We start from the raw sequence: 14864 nt of genomic DNA, 5'->3' as shown, positions 1-14864 counted from the left end.
ACACCTAAGGTTAATGGATGGAAACCCTTAAAGCGATTTCCACTTACTATTTTAAGGTGGCGAGAAAGTGCTGAACGTAGAGCCCGGAGAATATTACTCAATCGTTGATAAGCTGTTTGCATCGAGGATAGTTGAGGCAGTTGAACCACTCGGTGCAAGCGTTGAGAGAATTGATGCTAAAATCAGGCACGAGGGAAGGGTTCTCTTCTTGAGCTTCGAGGTGGAGGTTGTCCAGCATAGCCTCGCCGGGATAGTGGACATGGAAACCGTTATCCAGGGAATCGTTGAGAAGCTCATTCAGGAAGCCAACTCATCCTTTGGAAAGCTCTACGGGGTTGCGTTTGCCCTCGAGTTCCTTAAGGTCAGGGAAAACGTGCCGAGGGGAACCGAAAAAACCGAAGTCAAGCTCGTGGTCAGCGGACCGCCCGAACTGGAGGATTCCCTTCGCAGGCTCGGGAGGGGTTTAATGATAACCCTGAAGGACTGGGGAGTGCCCCTCTCATCCCTAACCGTAACAACGGACCTCGTTTCTCCAAAAGTTGTCTCCATCGTCCTCAGGCTCACCAAGAAAATGAGCGAGGCCGAGAAGGATACCCTTAGGGACGCCGTTGAGGCCAAGGCCAGAAACTACGCAAAGGCGCTCCTGCCCGAAGACCTTGAGGTTCAGGTCAAGGTTCTCGACCCGAGCGACAGGAACATCGCCCAGGTCATGAAGCGCGCAAAGGATATAGAGAAGGAAATAGAGATGCTAACGCAGGACGAGGAACTCAGAAAGCTCATGGAAGCTTTAGGTAAGTCTCCCTCGCCCTGATGTAGTCGAGCAACGGCTGAATCCTCTTCCAGACCTCCTCAACGCTTCCGTCACCGTCAACCCTCACGTATATCCCCTTGTTGCGGTAGAACTTTATTATCGGCTCCATGTTCTTCGTGTAGATTCTGTACCTCCGCTCGACAACCTCACGCCTGTCATCCCGCCTCTGAATCAGCTCCGAGCCGCAGACGTCGCAGATTCCGGGCTTTTTGGGTGGGTTGTATTTAACGTGGTAAACCGCGCCACAGTTCGGACAGATTCTCCTCCCGCTTATTCGCTCGACGCTGGTTTCAAGGTCTATGAAAATCTCAAGGGCCAGGTCAAGCCTTATCCCGTGGTCGTATAGGTAGCTCTCCAAGGCTAAGACCTGCTCGGGCGTCCTCGGATAGCCGTCGAGGATGAAGTTCTCCCTCTGACGCCTCAGCTTGGAGATTATGAGCGTGTTCACAATCGTGTCCGGAATCAGTTCACCTCTGCTCAGGTAGGCTTCCATCTCCTTTCCAATCGGCGTTCCGCGCTCTATTTCGCGCCTTATCAGGTCGCCCGAAGAAATGTACGTCAGACCGTAGCGCTCCACTATCCTGTGGGAGTGCGTGCTCTTTCCGCTTCCGGGAGGGCCGAAAATCAGAATGTTCACCGCGCACCACCATTAAACATTTATGCACACGAGTTGAATAAACTTTTGGTGGTGGCCGTGAAGCTGAGCACCGGTTACGTCCGCGCGAGCGGTTACGCCCACAAGGTAAGGCGCGTTCTGTTCGCTCTCGCCAGAAAGAAGGTCGAGCCGAAGGAAATCATACGTGCCTCGGCCGAGCTCAACCAGAGGATTTTTGAGGAGTTCCAGAGGCTTAACGTCTCGAAGGAGGACGTTGTGAGGATTACCGTCGAGTTCCGAATCAAGGACGGCTCGATAGTCTGGGACTACGACTCGCTCAGGATTGAGGTCTACAGGAAAGGCGAGGAAGAGAGGCTCGCGAAGGCGATGGAGGAAGTGGAGGAGCGCGAGAGAGAACTGGAGGAGAAGATTAAGGCCATCGAAGAGGTCGCCCTCAACCTCAAGAAGCTCAGCGACGAGCTAATCGAGAGGATTGAGGAGCTCAAGCAGGAGCACACCTCGCTCAAGCTCAGGGAAGAGGTATAGAGTCGAGGAAGATGTTGACGTAGGCAACGACGTGCGAAGCAAGGTAACTCTTTTTCCCGACGCTCACCTTTTCCGCTATTCCCTCTAAGAATGCCTCGTCCTCCCGGCTCAGTCCCTCGTGGTCGCCGAGGACAAAGGCGACGTTCCCCCCGAAGGAAACCCCTCTATCGGCTTTCCCTCCTCGTGAAGGTAGTAGAGCCTTGAGTTCTTGAGCGTCAGCCGGATAACGTCTTCAAAGGTCCTGTTGCTCACGTAGAGGCCAGGGTAAACCTCAACCTCCTTCCCGGGCTCCTTCAGCCCTTCACCGGCCTTGAGGGCTTTCATTATCAGCTTCGCCGTGCTCCTCTCGTCGGGATTGAGGCGAACCTTAAGCTTCGGCCCATCAAAGCGTATGGCCTTCGGCGGGTTCGGCGGGCCGTAGAGGAGGAGCCAGACGCGGACATTTTTCCGGAAGCCGTGCGAGAGCAGAAAAGCGGAGTTCAAAAATCTGCAGAGGACGTCTACCCTCCCGCTCGTGCCGGGTAAATCGCTCAGCTTGAAGTCGGGGCTCGTTTTAGCCTTGCTGGCCTTGATTATGAAGGTTCTCAACTCACCCCCTCCCGTGCCTCTCGTACCAGCCCCACTCCTTCTTCGGCCCGAAGGCCCTTACTCCCTTCTTGGCGAGCGTTATCCTCAGTTCTTTCGCAATCTCGGGCGTTATCTCGCCCCTGCTCTCCATCCAGTTGATTATCTCCAAAGCTTCATCGTCGGTCTCGCATCTCCTGAGGAAGTCTATGACCGTCGGCTCGTAGCCGGCAAAGCTCCTCGGCTCGGCCTCCTGCTCCCCTTCCTCCTCGTCGGCCCTGAAGGCCTCTATCGGAACCCCACCTTCCTCGAGCTCCTTCGCGAGGGCCGGGAAGCGCTTCTCAAACTCCTCCTTATCGTACTCCTGCCACGCGAAGTCATCAACCGGTTTCTTCTTCTTGCCGTCCATAGGCACACCGATTGGGTTACGGCAGTGGGCTTATAAACCCCACCCCGAAGGGGAGAGCATGAAGGGCTCGTACTTCCTCGTCATAAGGCTCGAGGAAGGGGAGAGGATTCGCACGAAGGGGAAATCCTTCGAGCTCAAACCGGGTTACTACGTTTACGTCGGCTCGGCCATGAACTCCCTTGAAAAGCGCGTCGCGAGGCACTTCCGGCGGGAGAAAAGGTTGCACTGGCACATTGACTACCTCCTCAAGGAGGCCGAGCTCCTGCGGGCCTACCTCATCCCGAGCGAGGTGAAGCTCGAGGAAAAACTCTCGCGCGAGGTTTCCAAGTTTGGAGAGCCGGTTCTGGGCTTCGGGGCCGGCGACGTCAGGGTGAGCACGAACCTCTACCGCTTTGAGGACGAGCCGGACGAAGTCCTAACGAGAATCCTCGATAAGCTCGGACTGGGCTGGAAAATCGTTAAAAGCGAAGACGACATAGGAAAAATACGGTGGTAATATGACAGTCATCGAGGCCGTCTACGACGGCGAGACTTTCAGGCCCCTGAGAAAGGTAAACCTCCCAAAGGGGGGGCGAAGGTCAAGGTAATCGTCGGCGAGACGATATGGGACTTACTTGAGGAGATTAAGGGAATTCCCGTTGATGCAAACGTCGAGGAAGTGCTCGAAGATGTCAGGGGACGAAAAAGTTCTGATTTCGTAGCGTTCATGGTGGGGAGTGGTTAACCTCAGGAGGTGTGAACATGCTCGAAATAGGCAAAGTCGAGCGCTACATTCACGAGAAACTGAAGAAGGAGAAGCTCCACTTCGTTCTTCTCGACCCGGACGACGTTTCACCGGAAACCGCCGGAAAGATAGCTGAGATGAGCGAAAGCATTGGCGTTGACGCAATAATGGTTGGAGGCTCGACCGGGGCCGAGGGAGACGTTCTCGACAGCGTCGTTAAGGCGATAAAGGAATCATCCAGTCTGCCGGTAATCCTCTTTCCCGGCTCGCACGGCGGGATAAGCAGGTACGCCGACGCGATATTCTTCATGAGCCTCCTCAACTCGAGGAACCCCTTCTTCATAACCGGCTCTCAAGCTTTGGGAGCCTTCACCGTCAAGCGCTACGGAATAGAACCGATTCCGATGGCTTACCTGATAGTCGAGCCCGGTGAAACGGTCGGCTGGGTTGGGGATGCGAAGCCGATACCGAGGCACAAGCCGAAGATTGCCGCCGCTTACGCTTTGGCCGGCCAGTACCTCGGCATGCGCCTTGTTTACCTCGAGGCGGGTAGCGGCGCGCCGCAACCGGTTCCGCCGGAGATGATTGCCCTCGTTAGGAAGGTCATAGACGTTCCCCTCATCGTCGGCGGTGGCATAAGGACCGGGGAGCAGGCGAGGAGGGCAGTTGAAGCCGGGGCAGACATCATCGTTACCGGAACGGCGATAGAAAAAGCCGGCTCAATCGAGAAAGCAAGGGAAAAGCTTGAGGAGCTGAATGCGGGGATAAAGGGATAACGGCCTTCCAGGGGTTCACGTTTTGGCTTCCGCTTTTTTCTCAGTCCTTTTGACGGTTGAACCACAACCCTTTTTACTTCCCACCCAGACAGCCCGCGGGGTTCTAAGAAGGTCTCCGGAGGTGGTACTGTTATGGCGGCGAGAGGTGAGGACGATGACGGTGGTAAGGAGTGCAGTGGGGACTTCAAGGACGTTCAGGGGCAAGCTCAGGGACGCGTTTCTGCTGTCGTTTCCGGCCCTGTTCCTGTGCCTGATATTTGACTTCGTCGGCGGTGCTGTTCTCGGTAAGAACTGGGGCACGGTAATGAGCTACTTCCCGATTCTGGTCTTCATAATGCCCGGCCTCATGGATTTGAGGGGCAACATCTTCTCGGCCCTCGCGTCCCGCTTCACGACCAAGCTCAACCTCGGTCTCATCGATAGCGTTCGTGACCCGGAGGTGACCACTCAGATAGTCATGGCAATCCTCAGCAGTAAAATTCCCCTCATCGTGCTCTGGGTTGTCGGCCTGTTCCTCGTCCATAACTTTGTTCAGGACGTCATAGTCCTGCTCATGGTTGTCGCGTCGGCGATATTCATCGGGGTCATCCTTGGCTATGGAACCGCCCTGATTACGATAATCCCCTTCAAGAAAGGCTACGACCCAGATTTAATCGCGGCACCGCTCATAAGCTCAATAGCGGACCTGATAACGATGCCGGCGATGGTCTACTTCGCGCTCCTCTACCTCCACCACGAGCGGGCGTTCTACGCGCTGTCCTTCACAATGCTCGCCCTGCTCGTGCTCTTGGCACTAAAAGCCAGGTTTAAGGGGGAGCACAGGCGCGCCTTCGGAGAGCTGGCGGCGATAATCGGCGCGATGGCGCTCATAGAGACCGTAACCGGAGGCCTGCTCGTAACCTATGAGAAAATAATCAACGCGGTAATCATCGTCAGCGTCATGTGGCCGAGCGTGAACGACAGTATGGGCAACTTCGGCTCGATAATAGCGGCGAAGGTCTCAACCAAGATTCACCTCGAGGGCGTTGAGGCAGTCAAGAGCAGAGAAACGCTCTACGATTTCCTCTCGCTCCTAATCCTCGCGCCGATAATCGGCTACCTGACGAACCTTATCTCGACGTGGGTGGTGGTTCACTACATCCACAGGCCCGCGAGAATCCTCTGGAACTTCGTGCTCGGCTTCCCGGCGATAATACTCGTGGCGATGCTCATCGGACTCGTCGTGGCAATACTGGCAGACAAGTACAACTGGGACCCGGACAACGTGGCGATTCCGGTCGTTACAACTCTCAGCGACGTCATAGGAACGATGTTCCTCGTCTGGGTGGCGCTGAGTGCAATATGAAAAAAGTCAGGCCTCGGAGAGCACCTTAAAGGAAAGCTTCCCGTCCTTCACAATTTTTCTGAGCTCCTGAATGAGTTTCCTATCGCCAACGAGCTCCATTCTGACTTCGGACATACCTGTCGCGTCGGGCGGAAGGAAGTGTATGTCCTTAATCCTGCCACCGACCTTTGAGAGAAGACGACCAAGAATGCTCCCCCTTTCCTTGTAGGGGAGCCTCATGTTAACTTCGAGGATTTGCATACCCATCACCGTTTTATTCTTTGAAAGAAGTCCTATAAAACCTTTTTCATGAGCGGGGATTATCGGCCTTCGTCAAAAATATTCCCGACAGTTATCGAACTTCGTTAGATTTTTATCTCAGCGCTTCTACATTCCTCTGGTGATTGCCATGAGGGCCTTCATTTCTCTCGACCTTGAAGGGCTGCCCTATATCGTCAGCAGGGAGAACCTCTTCGTAAAGGGCGCCCTCTACGCGGAAGCGAGGAAGATAGCGACCGAGGTTGTAAGGGTCGTCGCTGAGACGCTCCACCATGAGCTCGGGGTTGACGAGGTCGTCATAGCGGACAGCCACGGCCCGATGGTTAACATCCTCGTGGACGAAACGCCGGACTACGTCAGGCTCGTCCGGGGCTTTCCGAGGCCGCTGAGCATGGTCGCCGGGGCGAAGGGCTCGGACTTCGCAATCTTCCTCGGCTACCACGCCAAGGCCGGAACCGGCCACGCTACGTTCGACCACACCTACAGCGGTGCAACCGTTGACAGGCTTGAGATAAACGGCGTCGAGGTCAGCGAGACCCTTTTGAACGCCTACCTGCTCGGCGAGTGGAACGTTCCGGTTGCGATGGTCGCCGGAGACAAAGCGCTGATAGAAACGGACGTGAAGACTCACCTCCCCTGGGCGGTCGGTGTTCCCCTGAAGGAGAGCCTTGGTAGGTACTCGGCAGTGAGCCCCGGAATGGAAGGGATAAAGAAGCTCCTCCGCGAAGGAACCGTTGAAGTCTTCAGGCGCGTCGAGCGCGGTGAGGTTAGGCCACTGAAAACCGAGAGGCCGGTTGAGGTCAAGCTCCGCTTCCTCAACAGCGCCTACGCGGAAGTCGCCGAGCTACTGCCCTTCGTCGAGAGGCTCGACGGAAAGACCGTCCGCTTCGAGGCGGAAAGCGTTGAAAAGGCCTACAAGACCTTTGAAGTTCTCGTCCTTGCGGCCGCGGGGGTCAGCTCGATAGTGAACCGCTAACGATTTAAGAGGAAGTCCTCAACTTAAGTCGCCCCCGGGAAACCGCGGGGGATGAGCGCCTCGGCGAGCCGTGAGTCCCCTTCGCTCCCCGGGGGCACAACCACAAACTTCGCCTGCGCGAAGTTTGACCAAGGTCGGTAGCTCCTTATTTCAGAGTTAACTTTTGAGGGATTTTTCTCGTCAGTTGGCAGTTTTGAGTGGGAGAACTTATGACGCTACTTCTTGGTGTGAAGGGTTTAACTTTAAACCGACGCCCGAAGGGCGTCAAAAGAGAGTAAACCCTTTCAGAGGGTTATTTTGACTGGTTCTCTCCTAAAAAGCTCGATTTTCCCAGTAAAATCCGCTCTATTTGAGCCTTTGAGCGAGAGCTACTAACTTTTGGTGAAGCTTTTTTCAAAAGCTTCCTTCGCAAGCGCTGGCGGAGAAACTTTTCTTGTGAAAAGTTTCATCAAAAGCCGGCATGATTTTAAAAGGGTTCATTTTCAGGCAGGTTTGCTCTTAAATTTGCTATTCTCAAGCGTGTTTCTTCCATTAGCGCACTTCGGGCGCTGTTTTAAATTAAACACCTTTCCCAAGAGCCCTTATTAAAGCAAACCCAAAAACCAAACGGGTTACTTGGGAAGGCATGCACTCTATCTTTGCCCTCTTGTGAGGGTTTAACACTTTTGGTCAAGCTTTTCCCAAAAGCTTGCTTGCGAGTGTTCAATTCTTTAAACGGCGTCCTTCGGACGCCAATAGCAAAGTTGGAACTGCTTGAAAAGCCTTGTTTGGTGTTAAACCCGCTCTAAACTTGCACTCGGCCAGTGCACGACTGACTTTTTGCCTATGAGTAAGAAGGACACTCTTTGGTCAAGCTTTGTTAAAGCTTGTTCGTCTGCGCGAAGTTTCATCAAAGTTTGTGATTCCTTTTGAAAAGGCAGATTTGGGAAGTTTTGTCTTCTTTAAACCCAAAATTCCTTTTCCGGGGCAGATGTCAGAGATTCGCTCTAGGGGCGTACTTTTAAAGTGGGCTAACACCGCATCGGTTGCATTTTAAAGTGAGCTCAGGGTTCCAATGAAACTCAGACAAACAAAATTCCCAACACAATGTACATGAAAGTTCGCTCAAGTTAACGAATGGACTTAACTCCCCCAGTTTTGTCAAATGTACCCCTTTTCGAAGCCCTTATATTCCCCTTCCCGAAAAATCTTCGAGGTGGTATCATATGGAAGCCAAGGGTGGCTATTGGGGAAAGATTCTGAGGGTCAACCTGACGACAGGAGAGATTAAGGTCGAACCCCTCCCGGAGGAGTTCCCGAGGAAATACCTCGGCGGCGTTGGATTTGGAACTAGACTTCTCTACGACGAAGTTCCCGCAAAGGCAGACCCGCTCGGACCCGAGAACAAGATGATTATAACCCCTGGTCTCTTCGTTGGCACCGGAATCGGAACCGGTTCCAAGACGGCGTTCAACTTCAAGAGCCCACTCACCGGCGGTTACGGCCGTTCGATGGCTGGCGCCAAGATGGGTGAGGAGCTCAAGAAAGCCGGTTACGACGTTCTCATAATCGAGGGGCAGAGCGAGGAGCCCGTTCTTCTCTACATCAAGGACGATGAGGTCAAGCTCGTTCCGGCAAACGAGTACTGGGGCCTCACCACCGGCGAGGCGAGAAAGAAGGCCAAGGAGGAGTATCCGGGCTTTGCGACCGCCTTCATCGGTCCGGCCGGCGAGAACCTCAGCCTTATTGCAACGATAGACACCGATGAGAGGCAGGCCGGTAGGGGCGGTCCAGGTGCAGTTCTCGGAAGCAAGAAGCTCAAGGGAATCGTCGTCAAGGGAACTAAGAAGATACCGATTGCCGAGCCCGAGAAGCTCCGCGAGCTCATAAAGAAGTGGGCAATGATATTCAAGGACCACCCTGCGACCAAGGCCGACATGGATTACGGAAGCGGTGAGTTCCTCGACTGGATGAACAGGGAGAGGGGAACCTTCCCGACCAGGAACTGGCAGATGGGCTTCTTCAAGAAGGCATACGAGAAGGCCAAGGAGGAGGGCAGGGAGCACATCTACATCGACCCCTACTACTGGGCACCCAAGTACCGCGCCGGCAGGAGGCCGTGCCCGCTCTGTAACAAGCCGTGCAGCCAGTACGTTAAGGTCGAGAGCGAGAAGTGGGGCACCTTTATGACCGACGGTCCGGAGTACGAGACCCTCTACTCCTTCGGTGGAGCCCTTGAGCTCGACGACTTCGAGACCGTCGCGTATCTCAACTACCTCGCGGACGAGCTTGGACTCGACACGATTTCGGCGGGTGTCACAATCGCCTGGGCCATGGAGGCCTACGAGCGTGGATTGCTCACCAAGGAGGAAGCTGACGGTCTCGAGCTGACCTTCGGCAACGGCGAGGCCGCAGTCGAGGCACTCAAGAAGATGGCCTACCGCGAGGGCAACCTCGGAAAGCTCTTAGCAGATGGTGTCAAGAGGGCCAGCGAGAGGCTCGGCAGGGGAAGCGAGAAGTTCGCGCTTCACGTCAAGGGCATGGAGCCACCTGCCTACGACGTCCGTGGTATAAAGGGAATGGCTTTGGCTTTCGCGGTCAACGTCCGCGGCGCCGACCACCTCACCAGCGGTGCCTACGGAACCGAGCTCGTCGGCAAGTGGTGGAAGTTCGAGGGTGTTGACAGGACCAAGGGCGAGAACAAGGGCTTCGAGATTGCCTTCCACGAGAACCTCATGGCAATCTACGACGCCACCGGCGTCTGTAAGTTCTCAAGGCACATGTACTTCCTTGAGGGCTTCCCGGAGCTTGTTGAGGCCGTCACCGGCATGAACATCGGAGAGGCCGAGCTGATGGTCATCGGCGAGAGGATAATGAACATTGCCCGCGCCTTCAACGTCCGCGAGGGCTTCACCAGGAAGGACGACACCCTGCCTTACAGGATTATGTGGGAGCCGATTCCGGAGGGACCGAGCAAAGGCCTCCACGTCCCGCCCTGGGAGCTCGACAGGATGCTCGACGAGTACTACCAGGCTCGCGGATGGAGCAGGGACGGAATCCCGACCAAGGCCAAGCTCATGGCCCTCGACCTGCCAGACATCGCGGACGACATTGGAGCGGGAATCTGAAGGTTTTTATCCCTCCCCCTCTTATTCTCTCAGGTGAGCAAAATGGACGAGAAGCTCAAGGCCTGCAAGAACTGTCGCTGGTTCGGGCCGATTGATTCCTACTTCCTGACCTACGGGATGTGCCGGAAGCACATGAAGACCGTTCACATGAACTTCGTGTGTGAGGATTGGGAGCCGTTATGGGGCGAGCACTAAAGCGTCCCTCCAGTCAAAGACCCTTGCATTCTCGGGCTCCCGTGGGAGGACGCTCCTGTCCGGGACGACGAGGAGGTTAACCTCCGCTCCAGCGCTCTCAAACTTGTTTTCAGCCTTTCTAATGTCCCGCTCTCTAAGTTTCTCCTTCCACTTGACCTCGGCGACCAAGTAGAGCCTCCTGTTCTTCACAAGGGCAACGTCGAGCTCAAGTTCCGGCTTCTCAATCCTGACTGGCTGAAGGCCGTAGTGCTGGGCGAGGAGCCGTTCAAAGAACACCTCTACGTGGTGGGGCAGTTTTTCCTCCAGCAATCTGCGGACGGTTTTCTGGGGAAGACCAGTCTCGAAGAAACCGTACTTTGCGTTCATGTAGTACGCGAAGTCCACGAGGGGCGATACGTGGCGGTAGTGGTAGACCTTTCTCCTCTTTCCAAAGACGGGGATTCTCTCAAGCAAGCCCATTCCCGCAAGGGTTTCGAGGTATGGCGCTACAGCTCCCGGGGAAGCGTTCTCCATCAATCCCCGAGAAGATAGCTCCCCCGCTATTTCCCCCGTGCTTACCTTTCCCCCGGCAACGGCCTCAAGGATTGCCCAGTATCTCCGGGTAAGCTCGCGCTCCTCCTCGGTGAATATCTCTCCCACGAGGCCGGGAACGTAGTCCTTGAGAACGGTACCGAGGACGTCAAAGGTTTCGACGCCGTAGGATTCCACCGTAGGAGCGAGCCACGGTTCCTGAACGAGAACGGCGAGCTCTACGAGGGGCCTGCCTTCAAAACCAATGGAGTGAACGAACTTCAGGGCGTCAGAGGGTCTGATGAGACCCACCTCATGAGCGTGGAAGAGACCCAGCAATGGACTGCTCTCCCCGAAGAACCTCTTGAAATAATGCCTCGTCGAGGTTATGAGGGTCAGTTCACCTTTTCCCGACAGGCCCTGGAGAAGCGAGAAGAACGGCTCTCTGAGGCGGTGAAACTCGTCAACGACTATTCTACCCGTTTGGAGGAGGAGCGGGAGAAACTTCATGAACTCGTCTAGGGTCATTCTCTCTCCGCTATCCACATCAATGAGCTCCGAGCCCCTCGTAACGATGAAGTATCTCGCGTAGTTTCCCCTTTCGCGGACGTAGAAAGTCTTTCCCGTCTTCCTGCGCCCGTAGAGGAGCAACCACTTCGCTTTGAGGGCAACGTCGAGTTTGGGCCTTTCTATAATGGCCATTAGTATAACCACCATTATACTAATTCTACTTATTCTTAAAAGCCTAACGCTTGAACACCCTAACGTCAACGACCACGTGCCAGACGCCGGGGGCGTAGCGCTTGATAACCAGCTCTTTTAGCTTCTCGGCCTCGTAGCCGTATTCTCTCGCTATCCTCCTGAAGGTCGCAAAGGGCTCGTCGGGCATCAGCCTCTCTGGCACGGTGTTGTGGTAGTGAATAATCGCCTCGTCCTTCGCTATGCTCAGGGCCTTCGGTATGAACTCGGCAGTCTTCACGACGTAGCCCATCAGAACCCTATCGGCTATGTTTTCAGCGGGAAAATCGCGGTTATCGATGTTGTAGGGCGTCATTAAGTCCTGGACGTTGTTGAGCCAGATGCTCTCGACCAGGAAGCGGAAGGTGTAGGGGTCCTTCTCAATCGCTATAACCCTCGCCCCCTTGTGGACGGCCATCGGGAGGCTCAGATGCCCTATTCCCGCGAACATGTCAACGACCAGCTCGCCCGGTCTCGCCACCTCCGCCATTCTGACGCGCTCCTTGACGTTGGCCGGCGAGAACATGATTTTGGCAACGTCGAGCTTGTATTTGACGCCGTTCTCAACGTGAACGGTAACGGTATCCCCACCGTAGAGAACCTCGTAGTCCGGCTTCCGGGTTTCGCCGTGTATGTGGCCCTTCCTGAGGACGGTTTTAACGCCCAGAACTTCCGCGTAAACCTCGGCTATCCTGTGTTTGTAGGGCTCAAGCTCCGGCCGGAGGGGCAGAATAAGGACGTCGCCAATCTGGACCCAGTGCTTGGGAAGCAAATTAACCAGCCCGGCCGGAAGCTCCTTCGAGAGTATCTCCCGTATGCGGGGTTTTATGACCTGGGTTCGCTTCGCTCTCATCTTGGTCCCTTCGTCAAAAAGCGATAGGAAAGCCTTAAAAACTTAAAGGACGGATTTAGGGTGAGAACCATCGGAGGTCGATGAACGATATGGAGGACGAGCCCCCGAATAGTGGGCTGTTTTCAAGGCTGTTTGGCCGTAAGGAGGAGGCACTTCTTGAGCAGAGGCTGAGCGAAGAGGCGTATGAAGACTACCGCAGGCTTCTCATGCGCGCCAGGCCCGAGGTGGACGGCTCGAAGCTGACGGTTCGCCTCGCTGATGGGGTTGTCGAGCTCGACAGAGGCGTCCTGAGGGTTAAGGCCCGGGACAAGAGGTCGGCCGAGAAGATTTTGAGGAACCTTCACCACTACGAGCAGCCCCCGAGCATCTGGCCGGCCTACGGGCTCAGCTATTCGATTAAGAGGAAGAGGCGCATGGTTCTCTAACCAACGGAAGCTTTAAATTCTTCCCTTCTACCTTCCTTCGCGGATGACGACCCTTGCCCAGTCTGAACTGTGATGACGTCGGTATTAGCTGACGCAGGGGCGGGGAGGTTCGCGGGCCGATGAACCGCCCACCGGAGGGAAGAGACGTGGGAAACAACGGAAGCGCTGAAAACGACGGGCTGATAGAGTTCTACGCGAGCGAGGCTTTAACCTGTCCAAGGCGGATATACTTCCGCCTGAAAGGCTACCCTCCGAGGTGGCCCGAGAACGTCAAGGTTAGGCTTAATCAGGGCGTTAAAACCCACGAGGTTCTCGGGCAGATTCTTAGCAAACGCTTCGGCTTCGAGCTTGAGAGGCATCTCGTCCTGCGCTCAAGGAAGCTCGGTTTCGAGATTCACGGCAGGATTGACGCCTTTCGCGAGTTCCCAATCGAGATTAAGGGGAAGACGAGCCTGCCGAAGGTGCCCTACGACTACCATCTGGCCCAGCTCAACGTCTACCTGCGGTGGGCCGAGGCGGAATACGGATACCTGTATTATATCAAACTCCACGACGAGCCGACGAAGATAATCGGCAAGCTCGACATGTCGAACTTTCCGGTGATAAAGGGCCCGAACTTCAGGGCCTTTGAGATTCCCTACGACGGCAAGCTCTTCAAGGAAACGCTAAGGCACTTCTATTCGGTCAAAAAGGCCTACGAGAAAGGGAAACCCCCCGAGGGCTGGAGGAGCTACGCCTGCCGCTTTTGCCCCTACCGCTACCTCTGCTATCCCGGGGACGAGTGAGTTTTGTGGTTGGTAATCACAAAGTTCCTGCCAATCTTTGGGGTTTGTGACCACAAAGCTACTCCTTTTTCACAACCCACCTGAGCCCGTTATCGACCACCGCCTCAATGAGCCCGCGGTTGTAGAGTTCGGCTATAAGGGCCCGGAGGGGCACGAGGTTCAGGGCGAGCTTTTGCGGGGTAACCTCGACGCGGTAGTGGCCCATTATTCCGAGCGCGAGCTCTTCAACGGTCATCGGCTTCCGGAGGAACTCAAGGGCGAGCTTCTCAACTTCCTCCAGGCGATTGAGGTTGAATTCGAGCGTTTCAACGGCTTCGTCGCCCTTCACGGGCCTTCCGTGCGAGGGAATGAGCAGGTAGCCCTTCTCGGCAAAGCCCCTGAGCGTTGTGAGGGACTCCCTGAAAAGGGCCCAATCCACGAGGTATGGAACGCCAACCGCACCGATGAGCCTTTCGCCGAAGAAGGAGTCTCCCGCGTAGAGCAGGCCGTTTTCCTCATCGAGGAACCCGGTCATTCCCGGGGAGTGGCCGTTCAGCTTTAAGGCCTCCAGTCCAAAAAGCTCATCACCCCACTCGAAGACCGCGTGAACCTTCACTTCACCGGCAGAGTACGCCAGAAAACCCCTCGGTGCCCTCGAACCGAAGGTCAGGATTTCCCTGTTGAGGGGGCTCTCGGCTATGGAGAACTCGAATCGGTGAACGAAAAGGGGAGCGTCGAGCTTCGGAGAAACGGCCACGTGGTCAGCGTGTCCATGCGTCGCGAGCTGGGCTTTGAGGGGAAGGCCGAGCTTCCGCAATTCTCGCCTGAGGTCCTTGTGCCTCCCGCTTCCGTGACCGGGGTCGACGAGAACGGCCCCACCATCGACGACCCGAAGGAGCGTGGAGGGGCTTCCTGGATAAAGATAAGCAGAATCGCCGAGTTTTCTCAACGCCATACTATCACCGGAGAAGTTAGGGACCAATCAATAAAAGGCTTTGGAAGGAATGGAAGGAAAGGAAAGGTATCAAACGTGCCTGGCGTAGAGGGTCTTCCTTCCCTCGGCCTTGGCCCTCTTGACGGCCTTCTCGACGAGGACCTTGAGCTCCTCCTCAAGGGCGTCGTAGAACTCCGGGCTGACCCTCATCTCGGGGTCGATGTTCTTAACGAGCTCCTTAACCTTGGACTTAACAATCAACTCGGCCATTTTACACACCTCCTTATCTGGCCTTTAAGGCCGTCCTTAGTTCATCGTTCCCCTTTATAACTTT

General features: G+C 55.4%; 18 protein-coding genes and 1 pseudogene. 11 read left to right on the top strand and 8 right to left on the bottom strand.

Going from position 1 to position 14864, the window contains the following annotated elements:
• Positions 1 to 67: 67 nt before the first annotated feature.
• Positions 68 to 811, top strand: coding sequence for a hypothetical protein (locus E3E30_RS00990; protein WP_167728144.1), 744 nt, complete (start codon positions 68 to 70; stop codon positions 809 to 811).
• Here the strand turns inward: E3E30_RS00990 and E3E30_RS00985 are convergent.
• Positions 777 to 1448 (bottom strand): adenylate kinase, encoded by a 672-nt coding sequence (locus E3E30_RS00985; protein WP_042690616.1) that lies wholly within the window; start codon positions 1446 to 1448, stop codon positions 777 to 779. The genes E3E30_RS00990 and E3E30_RS00985 overlap by 35 nt on opposite strands.
• A 57-nt stretch (positions 1449 to 1505) precedes the next feature.
• Here E3E30_RS00985 and E3E30_RS00980 point away from each other — a divergent pair, with 57 nt between their 5' ends.
• Positions 1506 to 1952: a single- stranded DNA-binding family protein gene (locus E3E30_RS00980; RefSeq protein ID WP_042690618.1), complete on the top strand. Its 447-nt coding sequence runs from the start codon at positions 1506 to 1508 to the stop codon at positions 1950 to 1952.
• Here E3E30_RS00980 and trmY read toward each other — a convergent pair.
• A pseudogene (gene trmY, locus E3E30_RS00975) lies at positions 1936 to 2540 on the bottom strand (tRNA (pseudouridine(54)-N(1))-methyltransferase TrmY). The gene E3E30_RS00980 and the pseudogene trmY overlap by 17 nt on opposite strands.
• 1 nt (position 2541) lies before the next feature.
• Positions 2542 to 2925, bottom strand: coding sequence for a DUF2095 family protein (locus tag E3E30_RS00970; RefSeq protein WP_167728143.1), 384 nt, complete (start codon positions 2923 to 2925; stop codon positions 2542 to 2544).
• A gap of 58 nt (positions 2926 to 2983) precedes the next feature.
• Here E3E30_RS00970 and E3E30_RS00965 point away from each other — a divergent pair, with 58 nt between their 5' ends.
• The 4 genes from E3E30_RS00965 to E3E30_RS00950 all read left to right on the top strand — a co-directional run bounded on the left by E3E30_RS00965 (position 2984) and on the right by E3E30_RS00950 (position 5770).
• A complete protein-coding gene (locus tag E3E30_RS00965; RefSeq protein WP_167728142.1) occupies positions 2984 to 3421 on the top strand; it encodes a DUF123 domain-containing protein in 438 nt (145 codons plus the stop codon).
• A gap of 1 nt (position 3422) precedes the next feature.
• On the top strand, positions 3423 to 3512 hold the full coding sequence (locus E3E30_RS11285; RefSeq protein ID WP_240922490.1) for an antitoxin family protein: 90 nt from the start codon (positions 3423 to 3425) through the stop codon (positions 3510 to 3512).
• A gap of 154 nt (positions 3513 to 3666) precedes the next feature.
• On the top strand, positions 3667 to 4425 hold the full coding sequence (locus E3E30_RS00955) for a geranylgeranylglyceryl/heptaprenylglyceryl phosphate synthase (protein WP_167728141.1): 759 nt from the start codon (positions 3667 to 3669) through the stop codon (positions 4423 to 4425).
• Between the two features lie 154 nt (positions 4426 to 4579).
• Complete coding sequence (locus E3E30_RS00950) at positions 4580 to 5770, top strand: magnesium transporter (RefSeq protein WP_167728140.1); 1191 nt, start codon at positions 4580 to 4582, stop codon at positions 5768 to 5770.
• A gap of 6 nt (positions 5771 to 5776) precedes the next feature.
• Here the strand turns inward: E3E30_RS00950 and E3E30_RS00945 are convergent, their stop codons facing one another.
• Entirely contained in the window at positions 5777 to 6010 is a 234-nt protein-coding gene (locus E3E30_RS00945) for a hypothetical protein (RefSeq protein ID WP_042690636.1), read from the bottom strand.
• A gap of 148 nt (positions 6011 to 6158) precedes the next feature.
• Here E3E30_RS00945 and E3E30_RS00940 point away from each other — a divergent pair, with 148 nt between their 5' ends.
• The 3 genes from E3E30_RS00940 (at position 6159) to E3E30_RS00930 (ending at position 10306) form a co-directional block, all read left to right on the top strand.
• Positions 6159 to 7004, top strand: coding sequence for a M55 family metallopeptidase (locus E3E30_RS00940; protein WP_167728839.1), 846 nt, complete (start codon positions 6159 to 6161; stop codon positions 7002 to 7004).
• A 1205-nt stretch (positions 7005 to 8209) separates the two neighbouring features.
• The gene (locus E3E30_RS00935) at positions 8210 to 10111 is read left to right on the top strand and encodes an aldehyde ferredoxin oxidoreductase family protein (RefSeq protein WP_042690639.1); all 1902 of its coding nucleotides are present in this window, start codon (positions 8210 to 8212) and stop codon (positions 10109 to 10111) included.
• Positions 10112 to 10144: 33 nt separating this feature from the next.
• Entirely contained in the window at positions 10145 to 10306 is a 162-nt protein-coding gene (locus E3E30_RS00930) for a hypothetical protein (RefSeq protein WP_167728018.1), read from the top strand.
• On the opposite strand, the gene E3E30_RS00925 is transcribed toward E3E30_RS00930, so the two are convergent.
• Both E3E30_RS00925 and E3E30_RS00920 read right to left on the bottom strand, forming a co-directional pair.
• The gene (locus E3E30_RS00925; protein WP_240922489.1) at positions 10289 to 11533 is read right to left on the bottom strand and encodes an ATP-binding protein; all 1245 of its coding nucleotides are present in this window, start codon (positions 11531 to 11533) and stop codon (positions 10289 to 10291) included. The genes E3E30_RS00930 and E3E30_RS00925 overlap by 18 nt on opposite strands.
• Before the next feature lie 28 nt (positions 11534 to 11561).
• Entirely contained in the window at positions 11562 to 12407 is an 846-nt protein-coding gene (locus E3E30_RS00920) for a class I SAM-dependent methyltransferase family protein (RefSeq protein WP_167728139.1), read from the bottom strand.
• 89 nt (positions 12408 to 12496) lie between these two features.
• Between E3E30_RS00920 and E3E30_RS00915 the strand changes: the two genes are divergently transcribed.
• Positions 12497 to 12832: a hypothetical protein gene (locus tag E3E30_RS00915; RefSeq protein WP_042693154.1), complete on the top strand. Its 336-nt coding sequence runs from the start codon at positions 12497 to 12499 to the stop codon at positions 12830 to 12832.
• Between the two features lie 119 nt (positions 12833 to 12951).
• The gene (cas4, locus tag E3E30_RS00910; RefSeq protein ID WP_167728138.1) at positions 12952 to 13617 is read left to right on the top strand and encodes a CRISPR-associated protein Cas4; all 666 of its coding nucleotides are present in this window, start codon (positions 12952 to 12954) and stop codon (positions 13615 to 13617) included.
• A 58-nt stretch (positions 13618 to 13675) separates the two neighbouring features.
• On the opposite strand, the gene E3E30_RS00905 is transcribed toward cas4, so the two are convergent.
• Together E3E30_RS00905 and E3E30_RS00900 are read right to left on the bottom strand one after the other, a co-directional pair.
• The gene (locus E3E30_RS00905) at positions 13676 to 14551 is read right to left on the bottom strand and encodes an MBL fold metallo-hydrolase (protein WP_167728137.1); all 876 of its coding nucleotides are present in this window, start codon (positions 14549 to 14551) and stop codon (positions 13676 to 13678) included.
• A gap of 69 nt (positions 14552 to 14620) precedes the next feature.
• Positions 14621 to 14800: a hypothetical protein gene (locus E3E30_RS00900; protein WP_099212296.1), complete on the bottom strand. Its 180-nt coding sequence runs from the start codon at positions 14798 to 14800 to the stop codon at positions 14621 to 14623.
• Positions 14801 to 14864: the final 64 nt, after the last annotated feature.

The sequence above is a fragment of the Thermococcus sp. 9N3 genome, assembly GCF_012027685.1.
Classification (GTDB): Archaea; Methanobacteriota_B; Thermococci; order Thermococcales; family Thermococcaceae; genus Thermococcus; species Thermococcus nautili.
Note: the sequence above shows the minus strand (reverse complement) of the source record. Positions and strands in the feature narration are given on the sequence as shown.